Origin of the sequence: Anaerococcus sp. HMSC075B03, assembly GCF_001815585.1 — a bacterium.
Lineage (GTDB): Bacteria > Bacillota > Clostridia > Tissierellales > Peptoniphilaceae > Anaerococcus > Anaerococcus vaginalis.
Map to the genome: position 1 here is coordinate 123921 of NZ_KV821193.1, position 16698 is coordinate 140618.

Below are 16698 nucleotides of genomic sequence, written 5' to 3' on the forward strand. Positions count from 1 at the left end.
TTTCTAAGAATGCTTTTTGTTTTCTTTAAGTTTTTTGTATTTTAGGTATGCGTTTGCGCCCATTAATATGCTTGCTAATAAAATTATCCACCAATATTTCTTTTCACTTATATATTGAATTACGGTAAGAATTATTAAAAGCACAAAAGTTATTGCACTTGTTATAAATTCCAAAATCCTATAATCTTTGAAAAAATTATTATTTGACATCTTTATCTATCACTTCGTCCAAAGTTTTCCAAGATAAAAGTGCGCATTTTACTCTTTGTGGCATATTTGAAATATTTTGGAAAGCTGCTGCATCTCCAATTTTTTCCAAATCTTCATCACTTATATCTTCTCTTTTTATCATGCCAATATAAATTTTTGCCATCTCTTTGGCTTCATCAATTGTTTTTCCTACAATTTCATCGCACATTACAGAAGTTGCAGCTTGGCTTATTGCACAACCGTGTCCTGTAAAAGCTGCCTCTGTTATTACATTTCCATCATGTTTTAATTCCAAAACAATTTCATCTCCACATGAAGGATTGTGGCCTGGCTCTTTTATATCTGGATTTTCTAAATTTCTTTTATTTTTTTGATTTCTAGAATTTTCAAGAATTACTTGAGTATAAACATCGTTTAAGTCCATTAAAGTCCCATCACCTTTCTTACATTTTTAAGCTCTTTTGCAAAATATTCTACTTCTTCTTTAGTATTATATATGGCAAATGATACTCTGCAAGTTGAAGATACATCAAGGTAAGTATGAAGTGGCATTGCACAATGGTGGCCGCTTCTTACAGCAATTCCTTTCATATCCAAAATTGTTGCAACATCGTGTGGATGAATATCATCAAAAGTAAAAGCTACAACTGATCCTGTATTTCTTTTTTCTGGGAAAAATACTTTTATATTATCAATGTCTTTAATCAAATCATAGGCATATCTTGCAAGTTTATTTTCGTGTTCATAAATATTTTCTACACCAATTTCATTCATAAAATCAATGGCTGCAGAAAGACCTACAACTCCACCTACATCTTGAGTTCCTGCTTCAAATTTTTGGGCAGGTTTTGCAAAAGTAGATTCTTGTTCATAAACATATTCAATCATATCGCCACCAAGATTATATGGTTTTAATTTTTCAAGCAAATCATATTTTCCATACAAAATTCCGATTCCCATTGGTCCATACATTTTATGTCCTGAAAAAGCAAGAAAATCGCAATTCAAATCTTTTACATCAATTTTTTTGTGAGGAGCAAGTTGGCAAGCATCTACTATTGAAATTGCTCCAACTTCATGAGCAAGTTTTGTAATTAATTTTTGATCAGTCATCTCTCCTGTCACATTTGATGAGGCTGTGATTGAAACAATTTTTGTTTTTTCCGTGATTTTTTCCTTTAATTCGTCATAATTTAGAGAATAATCATCATTTAAATAAACATATTTTAAAATCGCCCCAGTTTCCTTGCAAACTCTTTGCCAAGGAACTAAATTTGCGTGGTGTTCTAAAATTGAAATTATAATTTCATCGCCTTTTTTTAAATTTTCACAAGCGTAAGAATAGGCAATAAGATTTAAAGATTCTGTTGCATTTCTTGTATAAATTATTTCTTCGCTTCTTTCAGCATTTATGAAATCTTTAACTTTTTCTCTGGTATTTTCAAAAGCCTCTGTCGCCTTCCATGATAAAAAGTGAGCACCTCTGTGAGGATTTGCATTTGAATATTTATAATAATCAGCTTGAGCATTTATAACTGAAATCGGATTTTGGCTAGTTGCCGCAGAATCTAGATAAATAACTTTTTTCCCAGTATTTTTTTCGTCCAAAAATGGAAATTCTTTTCTTATTTTTTCTATATCCATCTAATCCCTCGTATTCATTGTGTGAACTTTGTATCTTACTTTTTCTCTCAATTCTTCGTGGTCAATTTTATCAATTGTTGGAGCAAAATTTGCTTCAAGCATCAAGCTTTCTGCTTTTCTTTTAGAAAATCCTCTGCTCATTATATAAAATAACATCGCCTTATCAAATCTTCCAACGCTTGCAGCGTGTTCTCCTGCTACATCTTTTTCTTCATTTAATAAAACGGGAGCAGACCTGTTTATTGCATCTGGACTTAACATTACTGCATAATCTCCAATTTTTCCATCAGCGTGTTCGCAACCTCTTTTAAGGTCAACAACACCCTTCCATCTTTTTTCGGCTTTTCCTTTAAGGGCACCATTAAACATACAATTTGATTTTGTTATTTTTGCCTTGTGATCGTTAAAAGCTCCGATGTCTAGAAAATCTTCGTTTTGTTTGAAATAAACTCCATTTTCTTCAAGATTTGATTCTTCTCCATCAAGGAAATTTTTAATATTTACATAAGACTTATCTGAGCCAAGTTCAATATAAGAAATATCAAAATTTGCCCTGTCGCCTATAATTGATGAAATTTGTTGTAGATTAAGAGAATTTTTTAATAAATCTACTACAACAACCAATTTTACAAAAGAATCTTCTTCAAGATTTACTCTTATCAAAGAATTTAGGTAAGAAGATTCTCCTTTTGTTTGAGAAAAATTAATTAAAAATGAAGATTTTGATCCTTTTTTTGCATTTATATCAATTTTATTAACCAATTGATTTGAATTTTCGTCAAGATTTAAATTTATAAATTCTAAATCTTTTTCTCCATCAATATCCCTATAAATATCTAAATTATTAAAATTTTTATTTTCTATCAAAAAATCTTTTGAAAGTCCGTAATTTTTTTCACTAAAAATTTCATCTAAAGATTTGTTTTTTTCATTTGAACTTTTAAAATTTTTATAAGCTTTTTTTTCATTTAAGCTTGGAGCTTTTTTGCTATAATTTAGCTTGGTGTATGACCAAGTAGGCTCTCTCATTACATTTACTTTTTCCATCAGCCATTTGCTCCTTCCAATTCCATATCAATCAAATTATTCATCTCAACTGCATATTCCAAAGGCAATTCTTTTGCAACCGGCTCTGCAAATCCTCTTACTATCATAGATTTTGCTTCGTTTTCTGGAATTCCCCTACTCATTAGATAAAAAATTTGTTTTTGGTCAAGGGAACCAATTTTCGCCTCGTGACCGCAATCAACTTCATCATTTCTAATATCAAGAGTTGGTATTGTATCTGATTTTGACTCACGTGATAACATCAAGTTTTCACAATCAACAGTTGACTTTGATCCCTTAGCATTTTTGCCAATTTTTACATAAGATCTTGTCATAGATTTTCCATTTCCTTGAGTAATGGATTTTGTAAGAGCAGTTGAGTAAGTGTTTGGCGCGTTATGAATCATTGAACAGCCATTATCAATATATTGACCGTTTGATGCATAGGTTATTCCTGTATATTCTGCTCTTGCTCCTTCGCCATTTAAAATTGTGGTTGGATAAAGCATTGAAACTTTTGAACCAAAAGATCCAGAAATCCATTCAACTTGACCATTTTCTTCAACGATCGCTCTTTTTGTATTAAGGTTGTACATATTTCTTGACCAGTTTTCTATTGTAGAAAATCTTACTTCAGCATCTTTGTGAACAAAAATTTCTACGCTTCCTGCGTGAAGATTTACAACATTATATCTTGGTGCAGAACATCCTTCTATAAAATGAACTTTTGCTCCTTCTTCTGCAATAATCATTGTGTGTTCAAATTGCCCAGCTCCTGGAGCATTCAATCTATAATAAGATTGGAGAGGAATATCTACATTTACTCCCTTTGGAACATAAATTAAAGAACCACCAGACCAAACTGCACCGTGAAGGGCTGCATATTTGTGAAGTGTTGGAGGAATTGCTCTTTGAAAATATTTATGAACAATTTCTTCATGTTCTCTCAAAGCTGTATCAAAATCTGTAAAAATTACTCCTTGATCTGACAAATGTTTTTGAATTGAATGATAAACTTCCTCGCTGTCATATTGAGCTCCAACTCCTGCAAGAGATTCTTGCTCAGCTTGAGGAATTCCAAGCCTATCAAAAGTATCTTTTATCTCTTCTGGCAAAGCATCCCAATTACTTTTTTTGTCAGTTTTTGGCTTAACATAAGTTGTTATATCTGCCATATTTAATTCAGAAAGATCTGGTCCCCATGATGGATTTTCTGTTTTTTCAAAAATCAAAAGAGATTGAAGTCTTCTTTTTAGCATCCATTCTGGTTCATTTTTCTTTTTTGATAATTCTTCAACTATTTTTTTATTCAAACCCTTGTCGGAAATATCTGAGTATTCAAATTTGTCAATGACATCATAAATACCCCTATCAATATCCTTAAAGGATGATTCATCAAATTTTTTTTCTGTCATATTAAACCCACTCATATCCTTCTTTTTCAATTTTTTCCATTAGGCTTGCATCAGATGTTTCTTTGATTACTCCATCTTTTAAAACGTGAACATAATCAACATCAATGTTTTCTAATAATTCATTGTGGTGAGTTACAACTATTACAGCATTATCTTCGTTTAAATAATTTTTTATTCCTTCGCTTACAATTCTTACCGCATCAACATCAAGTCCTGAATCAGTTTCGTCAAGCATAGCAAGTTTTGGATTTAAAATTTTTAATTGCAAAATTTCAGATTTTTTTCTTTCTCCACCAGAAAATCCTACATTTACATATCTGTTTGCATATTCTTCAGATAATTTTAAATCGTCCATTTCTTTTTTTAGTTCTTTATTAAATCCTAAAATTGAAGGTTTTTTTCCTGTAACTTCTTCTTTTGCTTGCTTTAGAAAATCTCTAAGTTTTACACCATTAATCGCATCAGGAGATTGGAAAGACATAAAAATTCCTGCCTTTGCTCTTTTGTCAGTTGTTAAATCTGTTATATCTTCTCCTTCAAAAAATATTTTTCCTTCTGTTACATCGTAAACTGGATTTGCCATTACAGCGTTCATGAATGTAGATTTTCCTGAACCATTTGATCCCATTATTACATGAACTTCTCCAGCATTAACTTTTAAATTTATTCCTTTTAATATTTCAGTATCTCCAACTGAAACATGTAAATTTTCAACTTTTAATAATTCTTTCATTTCTTACCTCTTTTTTCCTAACTTTTGAGAAAATAAATTTATATACATTTAAAGTATACTGCTTTAGTACGGATTGTCAAAACTTGAAATCCTAACATTTTTATATGAAATTTTAAAAAATAATTTTTAAATTTTTTTATCCTTACAAAATAATTAATTTTAAAAATTTTCTCAAATAAAAAACACTTTTTCTATCAAAAGTGTTCTCTAAATAAGTATTGATTTTTATTTTTAAGTAAATTTAAGTTGCTAATAATTAGATAATTTATTTTCTACCAAATCAACTAAACTTTTTACAGCTTCTTCTTCGTCATCGCCTTGAGCCTTTATTATAATTTCTTCGCCTTTTCCGGCACTCATAGACAAAACTGACATAATTGATTTTGCATTATAAACTCTTCCATCTTTTTCTACATTTATATCGCACGCATGCTTGACAGCTTCTCTAATAAATATAGAAGCAGGCCTTGCGTGTAAACCGATTTCATTTACAAGCGTAACTTTTTCCTCGTACATATTACCTCCATTAATTGTTGATAAATAAAATTCTATAACTATTATTTTTTTTAACTATAATCCTTAAATCTTAAATCTATTATACACGTTTTCCTATCATAATACAATACTTGTATTTTTGAAAATAATAGTTAAAAAAATATTAAATTTTTAGAAAATGATTTCCTTTTCTGTAAATATTATAGCACGAAAAAATTTTTTAACAAGGATTTTAATTATCTTACTTAGCAAAATAAAAAAAGAGGTGCAAACCTCTCTGACTGTTGACAAAATAGAAACTTTTCCCATTCGACCAGATAAACAATCGTTTATTTCGATTGTTTATCCCTATTAATCTTATGCAACTAGTGGAGAAATCTCATGAGATCTCTCCACTCCTTCCAGTCGGTCGAGATGGCGTGTAGAGTAATTTTATTTTTAAATTAATAATGAATTACTAAACTGACTTTGTCTACCCTATGAAAAGCTACAAATCTCTTTTTATTTTAATTCTTTTAAAAGCTCTATTAAGAATTTATAATTATTTTCTGTTGATTTTATATTTACTCTTTCTTCTGGGCTGTGGGCGCCTTCTATTTCTGGGCCGAATGATACCATTTGGGTTTGGTTCATATCTTGCTTTAACAAACCACACTCAAGCCCACCGTGGGTTGTTAAAACTTCTGGTTTTTCTCCATTTAATTTTTCCCAAACATTTTTCATTATTTCCAAAAGTTCGCTGTCCTCTCTTTCCCAGCCTGGATATTCATTTGATGTTTCTACTTTTGCTCCAAACATTTCTACTTGTTTTTTTATAACATCTCGTCTAAATCTTTTTGCTGATGTTACTTCGCTTCTTGCAAGAATTACAAAACTTATTTTTTTATCATCTTCTTCAATTAAACCAAGATTTGAACTTGTAACTAAATTTCCAGCATATTTTTTTACAGGACCGTCTGCAACAACCATTGTTGCATTTACAATTTTTTCTGACAAATCTCTTGTTAAAACTTCTCCATCAAATTTAGATTCTTTTATATTTATTTCGCCTTTTGGATCTGAATTTTTGTATTCGTGGATAATTTCATCTTTTATTATTTCTAGATTTTTTATTGCTTTTTTTGCATCATCTACTTCTACTATCGCAAATGCTTCTGATGGAATTGCATTTCTTTTTACTCCACCTGAAATTTTTCCAATCCTATATGAATCTAATCCATCAATTATTCTAACAAGTCCCTTGATTGCGTTTAATTTGTACTTATCAATTTCCATACCAGAATGTCCACCTTGGAAATTTTTAAGCTCAATTGAAATAAATTCTCCGTCTGATTTTTCGTATTCTTTTTCAAAAGAATATTTTATATCCATTCCACCAGCACATCCAATTGTAAGAATTCCTTCTTCTTCGCTGTCGATATTTAATAAATATTTTGGATCATTTAATTTTTTTGTATCTAAATTATTAACTCCAACCATAGATGTTTCTTCGCCTGTTGTTATCAAAACAGAAATTGGACCGTGTGAAATTTTTTCATCATCCAAAATTGCAAGAGCGTAAGCTACTGCTATTCCATCATCTGCTCCAAGAGTAGTCTTGTTTGCTCTAAGCCATTCTCCATCTATTACAAGCTCAATTGGATCTTTAGAAAAATCGTGGTCTGAACCATTTTCTTTTACACAAACCATATCCATGTGTCCTTGAAGTAAAACTTCTGGATAATTTTCAAAGCCCTTGCTTGCTTCTTTCTTTATATATACATTAAAAAAATCATCTTGCCAATATTCTAAATTTCTTTTTTTTGCAAAATCTACCAAAAAATTTGAAATTTCTTTTTCATTTCCGCTTTCTCTTGGTATATTTGAAATTTCTTTAAACCAATGAAAAACTTCTTTTGGTTGTAAATCTTTATAATCCATATTCCCCCCCTATTTTTATTTTTTTAAATATTATACTTTTATTTGTAGAAATAAAAACACGAAAATTTTCAAAAGAAAATAATAAATATTAATTTATTTTTCAATAAAATCTTCTTTTATTTGCTCTAATTTCCAATATGTAGTAAAATTTTTATATAAAATTAGAGTGGGGAGATATATGATTAATACTTATTTATTATGCGGTGGACCTTCAAGTGAGCATGAAATAGCTCTTAGAAGTGCCCTTAATATTTCAAAAAATTTAGACAAAAACAAATACAATTTAAAAATTGTTTATATTGATAAAAAAGGTAGATTTTCAAAAGTTTTCGATTTTATAAATACAGACGATGAATTTGAACTTGTAAAAGAATGCAAAGAAAATATTTTAGAATCAATTTCTGATTTTCTTTTAGAATTAAAAGATAAGGATAAAGAAAATACAATTATAATTCCTTGTGTTCATGGAACTTATGGAGAAGATGGAACTATCCAAGGATTTTTGGATGCAATTGACACAGCTTATATTGGAAATGGACTTTTGTCATCTTCTGTTTGTATGGACAAGGTTACTGCAAATGACATTTTCGAAAAAAATAAATTAAAACAAGCAAGATACCTTTATGCTAACGAAGAATCTTTTGACCTTGATTTTGCAAAAAAATGCGAAGAATATATTAAGTTTCCAATGATTGTAAAACCATCAGCAAATGGTTCATCAGTTGGAGTAAACAAGGCTGAAAACATAGACGACCTTTTAAAATTTGGAAAAGAATCTTTAAAATATGATGAAAAAATCTTAGTTGAAGAGGCAATAATTGGTCAAGAAGTAGAAATTGCCATAATCGGCGATAATAAATTAATTGCATCAAAACCTGGAGCTTATGTAACTGACCATATTTTCCTTGACTATGATGCAAAATATTTTGATAAATCTACAAAAGAAATGCTTCCTTATCCAATGGATGAAAAGCTTGAAAAAGATTTATTAGAATTTGCAAAAAAATGCTACAAAGCTTGTGGCTGCCAAGGATTTGCAAGAGTTGATATATTTTTAAAAGATAATGAATTTTACATCAACGAAATAAACACCTTTCCTGGCTTTACCCCAACTTCATTTTTTGCAAGACTTTGCAAAATTAGTTTTGACCTAGAATTTTCACAAATTCTTGATATGCTAATTGAAGAAGGTTTTAAAAGTTTTCAAAAAAGGAGATTTAAATGATTGAAAGAACTTTAGAAGAAATTGCACAAATGCTTGGTGGAGAAATTTCAAACCCAAAGTATTCTAAAACAAAAATCAAAGGAATTTCAATTGATTCTAGAACAATCAAAAAAGATAATCTCTATATACCAATAGTTGGAGAAAAATTTGATGGAAGAATTTTTATAGAAGAATGTGAGAACTCCGGAGCTGTTGCCTTTTTGATTGACGAAAATTACAAAATTCCAAAGTCAATTTCAATTCCCTTTGTAAAAGTTTCTGATACAAAAAAAGCCTTGCAAGATTTGGCAAGAGCATACAGACAAGAACTTGATATAAAAATAATTGCAATCACAGGTTCAAATGGCAAGACAACCAGCAAAAATTTGATTCATTCGGTTTTATCAGAAAAATATAAGGTAGAAAAAACTCAAGGAAATTTGAATAATGAAATTGGAGTTCCTTTGACTCTTTTGGATTTTTCAGACAAAACACAAATCGGCGTAGTCGAAATGGGCACAGAAGATTTTGGAGAAATTTCTCTCCTTTCAAATATCGCAAAACCAGATATGGCAATGATTACAAATATTGGCGATGCTCATCTTTTAAAATTAAAATCAAGAGAAGGAATTGCCAAAGCAAAACTTGAAATTCTTGAAGGCCTAAAAGCTGATGGAATTTTTATCTATAATGGCGATGATGAAATATTAAAAAAAGTTCTTCCTTCCTACACAATAAAACAAAAAACAATAAGTTTTGGCGAGGAAGATGGAGTGGATTTTAAAGTATGTCCAAAAGAATTTTCAAGCACTTACACAAAATTTTCATACGAAAACGAAGATTATTTAGTTCCTTTGCTAGGCACTCATCAAGTTTATAACGGGGCTTTGGCAGTTCTTATTGGAAAATTATTTAATCTTTCTTATGAAGAAATTGATAATGGTCTAGCCAAGGTATCAAATAATGCAAACAGAAATGAATTAATAGAAAGAAATGGCTTTGACATTCTTGACGATGCCTACAAATCAAATCCCCAATCTTTAAAACAAGGACTTGAGCTTGCAGGATTTTTGGATGGATATTTAAATAAAATTGTAGTTTTGGGAGATATGCTTGAGCTTGGCGATGGAGAAAAAAATCTTCATTACAAATCAGGACTTGATATAGATCCAAAAAAAATAAATTATTGCCTATTCTATGGTCCACTTTGCAAAGAAATGTACAAGGCAAGTCTTGAAAATTTCCCAGAAAACAGAAGTTTTTATTTTGAAAATAAAAATGACCTAATAGATAAGTTGAAATTTTTAATAACAAAATCAACTTTAGTTTTTGTAAAAGGTTCTAGAGGACTTCACATGGAAGAAGTCATAGAAGCAATTTATGATTTAAGAGTATAAAAAATAAAAATAGAAAAGATTAATTATTTGGAGGAATTATGATATATACAGTTACCCTAAATCCATCTGTGGATGTAATTTTAGAAGTAAAAAACCTGAATATTGGCGATAAAAACCATGTGTCTGATGAATTTACCCTTCCAGGAGGCAAGGCTCTTAATGTTTCTAGAGTTTTATCACAATTAAAAATCCCTACAATTGCAACTGGATTTACAGGTGGTCATCAAGGAAGATTTATAGAAGACTGGCTTGATAAAGAAAATATCATGACAGATTTTGTCAATATCGAAGAAGAAAATAGAACAAATATAAAATTATTACTAGATAACGAGGAAACAACAATAAATTCAAAAGGTCCAAACATAAGCCACTACGAAGTAGATGAACTTTTGTATTATTTATCAAGAGTTGGCGAAGGCGATACAATTGTTATGGGAGGATCAGTCCCACCAATGGAAGAAAAATCTGACAAAGATATTTATTCTAGAATGGTTTCAATAGCAAAAGCAAACAAAGCGCAATTTATAGCAGACATACCAGCAGAATATTTGCCAGACGTTATAAAAGAAGGACCAATTCTAGTAAAACCAAACATAGAAGATTTGATGGAAATTTTTGGAACAAAAATTGAAACAATAGAAGATATGGACAAATACGGCAAAAAAATTATAGAAATGGGAGCACAAAACGCCATAGTTTCATACGGCAAAAAAGGCTCAATGTTTTTTAGCCAAAATGGACATTCATATATATCCGAAGAAATTCACATAAATGAAGTAGTAAATTCTGTAGCCTGTCGTGATTCAATGATAGGAGGATTTATAGGAACTTTGGTAAGATCAAGCGATTATCTTGAAGCATACAAAGTTGCCGTAGCAGCAGCAACAGCAACAGCAGAAGTCCTAGACCTACCAACAAGAGAAGAAATCGAAAAAATAATACCAAAAGTAGTAATAAACCAATTTTCTTAAACAAAAGTGTTGGCATAAACCAACACTTTTATTATAAAAAAATTTTTTATTAAAGGAGAACAAACAAAAAGGAGAAATAATGAATAAAAAAACTATAAGTATAATGCTAGCTTATGTAGGCGTATTAACCGGAGCAGGACTTGCAAGCGGTCAAGAGCTAATGCAATATTTTATTTCCTTTGGAATATCAGGGCTATTTGGACTTATAGCCATAGGAATTTTGCACGTTTTAGTTGGAGGAATAATTCTTCAACTTGGCTCTCACTATTTAGCAGAAAGTCATATCGATGTCATCGAAGAAGTTTCAAGCAAATATTTGACAAAATTTATGGATTTTGCCCTAATAATTAATTGCTTTTTGATGGGTTTCGTAATGATAGCAGGTGCAGGCTCAAATTTAAACCAACAATTTGGATTTAAACCATGGGTTGGCTCACTAATTTGTACCCTACTAGTAATTTTTATTGGAATGTTAGATTTCGATAAAGTAACAAAAGTAATCGGTGCCTTTACACCACTAATAATTATTTTTGCTATCCTTGGAGCAATTTATACTTTTATAACCATAAAACCAGATTGGCAAAGTCTAAATCAAATTGGACAAAGTGTAAAATCCCCACTTCCAAACATAGGCTTATCCACACTAAATTATTTTGGCTTGTGCATGATTAGCGGAATCTCCATGGCATTTGTCCTAGGAGGAAGCAAAACCGATTCAGCCGAAGCAGGACTTGGAGGAATGCTTGGAGGATTGATGGTAGCAATCCTTACAGCACTAGTAGGCCTTACCCTATTTTTTACCCTACCAATGATAAAAGATTCTGACATACCAATGCAAATTGTTTTAGAAAATATCCACCCTGTTTTGGGACTTATGATGTCTTTAATTATTTTTGGAATGATTTTTAACACAGCCATTTCCCTATTTTATTCAGCAGCAAGAAGATTTTCCGATACAGAAAATAAATTTAGAAGAAATTTAATAATATTTACCCTAATGGGCTTTGGGCTTTCATTTTTAGGATTTAAAAAATTAATGTCAATCCTCTATCCAATACTTGGATATTTAGGAATGATACTTACAATTATCCTAGTAGTTGCCTGGTTTAACGAAAGAGAAGAAATCAAACACGAAATGAGAAGAAGATTTGCAATATCTGTTCTTACAAAAAGAAAACTAGATGACGACGAAGAATTTGGAAAAATGGAAAAAGAAAAACTAGAGAGATTAGCAGAAAATTCCATAATTGACAACAAAGAAATAAAACAAGCCGTTCACGAAGAAGTGAAAGAAGAATTAGAAGAAGAAAATAGCGAAGAATAATAAAATTTAGACTGGATAAGGGCATAAATTTCCTTTTCCAGTCTATTTATTTTGCCATATTTTAAAAAGAGATCCCTCCATGCACTCCACTTCGTTTCGTTTAGTCGGCATGGGTAATTTCTTAATTTAATTTTATTACTAAAGAATTATTTTATTTTTTAAATTTCTTACACCAATTTTCAAAAATAAAAAAGCTTACTAATCAAAGTAAGCTTATTTTTATATTCCCATGATTAATTTTGCAATTTGGAAATAGCATATTAATCCTATTGAATCTACTATTGTCGTTATTAGTGGACTTGCCATTATTGCTGGGTCAAAGCCTAATTTTTTTGCTCCCATTGGAAGTAGGGCTCCTACAACTTTTGCTATAATTATTATTACAAAAATTGTTATTCCTACTATGGCTGCAACTTCCATAGCTACTCCGTCAAATAATAGGCATTTTAAAAATGCTAAAAATGACATTATAACTCCTACTATAACTCCAACTTCAAATTCTTTAAATACTACTTTATACCAATCTTCAAGCTCTACATCTCCTGTTGCCATTCCACGTATTACAAGAGTTGATGATTGGCTTCCTGCGTTTCCGCCGGAGTCTGTTAGCATTGGTATAAACATATTTAGGGCAATTATTGATTCTATTACCCTTTGACTTGATTTTAAAATTGTTGATGTAAATGATGCCGAAACCATCAAAAACATTAGCCAAGGCAATCTGTTTTTTGCAAGTTTTAAGGCTGATGTGCTTGAATATTCTTCTTCATCCGGTGTTGTACCAGCCATTCTTTGGAAATCCTCAGTTGTTTCAAGTTCCATTATATCCATAATATCATCAACTGTAATTATTCCAATAAGCCTTCTTTCGCTATCAACAACTGGCAAAGCTGTAAAACCATATCTTCTAAAAGTTTTTGCTACATCTTCTTGATCTTCGTAAGCTTCCACGCTTATTACATCTTCATACATCAAATCTTTAACTTTTGTATCTAATGAGCTTGTTACAATCAACCTTAGTGAAACATATCCCAATAAAGATTTTGTAGTATTTGTTACATAGCAAGTGTAAATAGTTTCTTTTGTTGAACCTACTTTTTTTATCCTGTCCAAAACTTCTTGGCAGGTCATTTCTGGATTTACTTCTACAAATTCTGTTGTCATCAAACTTCCAGCAGAATCTTCTGGAAATTGTAAAAATTGATTTACTCTTTTTCTCATTTCAGAATCAGAATTTCTCAAAATTCTTTTTACAACAGTTGCAGGCATTTCCTCAAGCGTATCAATTACATCGTCGAAATTTAAAGCTTTCACAATAGCATCAAGCTCAGGATCTGTAATAGAAGTCAAAAGTCTGTGCTTGCCATCTTGTTTCAATTCAGCAAACACCTCAGCAGCATCATCTTTTCTCAAAAGCCTATAAACAATCAAACTTTCTTCATTGTCAAGCTCAGACATAAATTCTTCTATATCTACGGGGTTAGTTCTTCTCAAAGAATCCTTTAAAGCCGGAATATCTTTTTTTTCTAAAAGATTATTTAGTTCTTCAATCCTTTGCTCGCTGTTATAGCTGTTCATAATATCACCCCTTAATTTCTTCTAATAATGTATCCAAAGCCTTATTAAATTGAGTATCCTTGTCAAGATTTTCTATATCCAAAGCTCCATTTTCACTTTTATCTTCAACTTCTACATCAGGTTTTACACCAATTTTGTGAATTTTAGTTTTGTTTGGTGTGAAATATTCGCTAATAGTAATTTTTACGCCAGACCCATCATCAAGAGGGAAAAGTTTTTGAACAATGCCCTTACCAAAAGAAGTTTTCCCAACAATTTTTGCTCTTTTTCTATCCTTAAAAGCTCCAGCCAAAATTTCAGACGCAGAAGCAGAATTTTCATTTATAAGAACAGTCATAGGAGTTTTGTCCATTTCCTTGTCGCTTTTTTCAACAATTTCTTTGCCTTTTTTGTCAACAGTTGAAACAATTACACCCTCATCCAAAAAAGTATCACAGATAGCAAGACACACATCAAGCCCACCGCCAGGATTATTTCTAAGATCCATAACAATACCATCAACCTTAGCATCCTTCAAAGCCTTTAGCTCCTTGCCAAATTCTTCCTTAGTAACATCCTCAAATTGTTTAATTTTAATATAGCCGATTTTTTTGTCATCTTTTTCAACAACTTTGCTTTCAACAGTATCAACCTTCACATCGGCTCTTTCAACATCAATATCTTTTTCCTCAGCCTTGCCCTCAGCATTTTTTCTAAGGACAGTAATCTTTACCTTTTCTCCAACATTTCCCCTAATTTTTGACACAGCCTCTTCCAATTGGTCAGAAGAATAAGAAACACCATCAACCTTGGTAATATAATCGCCAACATTGATGCCAGCCTTTTTTGCAGGAGATTCATCAAAAACAGAAATCGCCTTGATATATCCCTCATCACTAGCTTGAACAGCTACACCAATGCCCGCATACTTTCCATTAACATCTTCCATAAGCTTGTCAAATTCTTCCTTTGTATAATAAGCAGTATAAGGATCGCCCAAATTTTCAAACATACCCTTCAAAGAACCATCATACAATTGCTTATCCTCATAATCAAAAAGGAAATTCTCATCAATCAATTCCTTCATAGCTTCCATAGAAGCCATGTGCTTTTGATTTTGTTCAGAAATCATACGATTATCATTAGAAGAATTCTTTCCGAGAGTAAAACCCGTAAAGCCAGTCCCTATAATCAATAAAAAGGCCAATAAAACCTTACCAATCTTTTTCATAATACCTCCAATTAAAATTTAAAAACCAAAATATGATTTTTATTGAAATTAAATACCTATCAGTATTCTTATATTTTAACATATATAGACCTTTTTTTAAATAAAAGAAAAAGGCAAAAAAAGAATAAATCAATAAAAACAAAAATTGATTTATTCAAAATTAACATCAAAAATTAAAACCAAAATATTTCTCAACAAAATCTTCCTGAATACCAGACTTTACACTATTTTTTACACCAATCCCCTTAATCATTTCAATCAATTTCAAAGCCAAAAAAACACTAGCACCAGCGCCCCTTGACGTAAAAATATTTCCATCCACAACAATAAGCTCATCACTTTTAATTTTTCCAACATTCAAAAGGCTTTTTTCCACACTAGGATGACAAACAAGATTCCTATCACTAACAATACCTGCCCTATCAAGAACACTAGGCCCTGCACAAATAGCACAAATGATTTTTTTCTCCTCATCAAATTTTTTTACAATATCAATAACCCTTTTATCGTCCCTAAGATTTTTCGCCCCCAAACTACCACCAGGAATATAAATCCCATCATAAAAATCCAAATCAATATCATCAATAAGCCTATCCGCCTTGACAATAATATCGTGAGAGCCAACAACAAACAAATCATTGCCAACAGAAACCATATCAACAAAAATATCAGCCCTTCTAAAATAATCAACCAAAGTCAAAGCCTCAATTTCCTCAAAACCATCCGCTAAAAAAACTAAAAATCTATCCATAATTTCCTCCATAAGTCTATTATACCCACACCCAAAAATCCCAATAAAAAAAATGAAGACCCGAAGGTCTTCATTAAAAATTATTTTTTATTTTCGAAAAAATTAATTTTAATCATTTTTTCTTTTTTTAGAAGCGAATAATCCGCTTACGGCTGTTGCCAATGTTGCTAAAATAGTTGCAGAAGAACCTACACCTGTTTTAACATTTTTGCCTGTATTAGAGCTATTAACTCTATTTATGCTTCCACTAGCACCAGCATTTGCTTTTTGAATTACTAAATCATTTCCTTTAATGATGTCAACTGAACCATCTGGATAAGTTATAGTAGCAGTTCCATCTTTTCCAATCTCAACTTTTGTTCCTTGTGGGAATTTATCTTTATTAGCGTCTTCGATTGCTTTTTTAACCTTATCTTTTTCTTCATCAGTTAAGTTGTTCTTATCCTTAACTTCAGTTTTTGAAGGAACAGTTGGGTTAGTCTTGTCTGCTATTGTTTTATCAGGATTTGTTGCTTTTTTATCAGTTACTGTCTTTTCAGCTGGTAGTGTATTTGTTGATCCGTCTGGATATGTTAATGTCGCATTTCCCTTGTCATCAACTGTTACGTCTTTTGCTTCTGGGTTTGCTTTCTTAACTTCTTCTACTACTTTTGCTTTTTCTTCTTCAGTTAATTTATCTTTGTTTTCTACTTCTGTCTTAACTGGATCTTTAGCTGGGTTCTTTTCAGCATCTGTTTTTGCTTTTTCTGTTACAGTTTGCTCAGGAGTCAAAGTATTGATTGATCCATCTGGATAAGTT

15 protein-coding genes and 1 pseudogene are annotated in these 16698 nt (G+C 31.0%); 4 read left to right on the forward strand and 12 right to left on the reverse strand.

Annotated features, from left to right (window positions below):
- Positions 1–3: 3 nt before the first annotated feature.
- The 8 genes from HMPREF3045_RS06020 to pepD form a co-directional block, all read right to left on the reverse strand.
- Positions 4–210 carry a hypothetical protein gene (locus tag HMPREF3045_RS06020; protein WP_070737916.1) on the reverse strand — a complete coding sequence of 69 codons (207 nt, stop codon included), beginning with the start codon at positions 208–210 and terminating at the stop codon, positions 4–6.
- Positions 200–634, reverse strand: coding sequence for a Fe-S cluster assembly sulfur transfer protein SufU (gene sufU / locus HMPREF3045_RS06025; RefSeq protein WP_019118487.1), 435 nt, complete (start codon positions 632–634; stop codon positions 200–202). The genes HMPREF3045_RS06020 and sufU overlap by 11 nt, the downstream gene beginning before the upstream one ends.
- Positions 634–1854: an aminotransferase class V-fold PLP-dependent enzyme gene (locus HMPREF3045_RS06030; protein ID WP_070737919.1), complete on the reverse strand. Its 1221-nt coding sequence runs from the start codon at positions 1852–1854 to the stop codon at positions 634–636. The genes sufU and HMPREF3045_RS06030 overlap by 1 nt, the downstream gene beginning before the upstream one ends.
- On the reverse strand, positions 1855–2901 hold the full coding sequence (locus tag HMPREF3045_RS06035) for a SufD family Fe-S cluster assembly protein (RefSeq protein WP_070737922.1): 1047 nt from the start codon (positions 2899–2901) through the stop codon (positions 1855–1857).
- Positions 2901–4331 carry a Fe-S cluster assembly protein SufB gene (gene sufB, locus HMPREF3045_RS06040; RefSeq protein WP_004839289.1) on the reverse strand — a complete coding sequence of 477 codons (1431 nt, stop codon included), beginning with the start codon at positions 4329–4331 and terminating at the stop codon, positions 2901–2903. The genes HMPREF3045_RS06035 and sufB overlap by 1 nt, the downstream gene beginning before the upstream one ends.
- The gene (gene sufC / locus HMPREF3045_RS06045) at positions 4318–5049 is read right to left on the reverse strand and encodes a Fe-S cluster assembly ATPase SufC (RefSeq protein WP_070640766.1); all 732 of its coding nucleotides are present in this window, start codon (positions 5047–5049) and stop codon (positions 4318–4320) included. The genes sufB and sufC overlap by 14 nt, the downstream gene beginning before the upstream one ends.
- A 249-nt stretch (positions 5050–5298) precedes the next feature.
- Positions 5299–5565 (reverse strand): HPr family phosphocarrier protein, encoded by a 267-nt coding sequence (locus HMPREF3045_RS06050; protein WP_070640768.1) that lies wholly within the window; start codon positions 5563–5565, stop codon positions 5299–5301.
- A 480-nt stretch (positions 5566–6045) separates the two neighbouring features.
- Positions 6046–7464, reverse strand: coding sequence for a beta-Ala-His dipeptidase (gene pepD / locus HMPREF3045_RS06055; RefSeq protein ID WP_070737925.1), 1419 nt, complete (start codon positions 7462–7464; stop codon positions 6046–6048).
- Positions 7465–7642: 178 nt separating this feature from the next.
- Between pepD and HMPREF3045_RS06060 the strand changes: the two genes are divergently transcribed.
- From HMPREF3045_RS06060 to HMPREF3045_RS06075, 4 genes are all read left to right on the forward strand, one after another.
- Complete coding sequence (locus HMPREF3045_RS06060; protein WP_070737928.1) at positions 7643–8689, forward strand: D-alanine--D-alanine ligase family protein; 1047 nt, start codon at positions 7643–7645, stop codon at positions 8687–8689.
- Positions 8686–10065 carry a UDP-N-acetylmuramoyl-tripeptide--D-alanyl-D-alanine ligase gene (gene murF, locus HMPREF3045_RS06065; protein WP_070737931.1) on the forward strand — a complete coding sequence of 460 codons (1380 nt, stop codon included), beginning with the start codon at positions 8686–8688 and terminating at the stop codon, positions 10063–10065. The genes HMPREF3045_RS06060 and murF overlap by 4 nt, the downstream gene beginning before the upstream one ends.
- 38 nt (positions 10066–10103) lie before the next feature.
- Entirely contained in the window at positions 10104–11036 is a 933-nt protein-coding gene (locus HMPREF3045_RS06070; RefSeq protein WP_019118495.1) for a 1-phosphofructokinase family hexose kinase, read from the forward strand.
- Positions 11037–11115: 79 nt separating this feature from the next.
- A complete protein-coding gene (locus HMPREF3045_RS06075) occupies positions 11116–12360 on the forward strand; it encodes a YkvI family membrane protein (protein ID WP_019118496.1) in 1245 nt (414 codons plus the stop codon).
- Between the two features lie 219 nt (positions 12361–12579).
- Here the strand turns inward: HMPREF3045_RS06075 and mgtE are convergent, their stop codons facing one another.
- From mgtE to HMPREF3045_RS09320, 4 genes and pseudogenes are all read right to left on the reverse strand, one after another.
- Complete coding sequence (mgtE, locus tag HMPREF3045_RS06080; RefSeq protein ID WP_004839297.1) at positions 12580–13938, reverse strand: magnesium transporter; 1359 nt, start codon at positions 13936–13938, stop codon at positions 12580–12582.
- A 4-nt stretch (positions 13939–13942) separates the two neighbouring features.
- Positions 13943–15148: a S41 family peptidase gene (locus HMPREF3045_RS06085; protein ID WP_070737934.1), complete on the reverse strand. Its 1206-nt coding sequence runs from the start codon at positions 15146–15148 to the stop codon at positions 13943–13945.
- Between the two features lie 166 nt (positions 15149–15314).
- A complete protein-coding gene (locus HMPREF3045_RS06090) occupies positions 15315–15899 on the reverse strand; it encodes a DJ-1 family glyoxalase III (protein WP_070737937.1) in 585 nt (194 codons plus the stop codon).
- Between the two features lie 108 nt (positions 15900–16007).
- Positions 16008–16698: pseudogene (locus tag HMPREF3045_RS09320) on the reverse strand (adhesin); the annotation flags it as partial.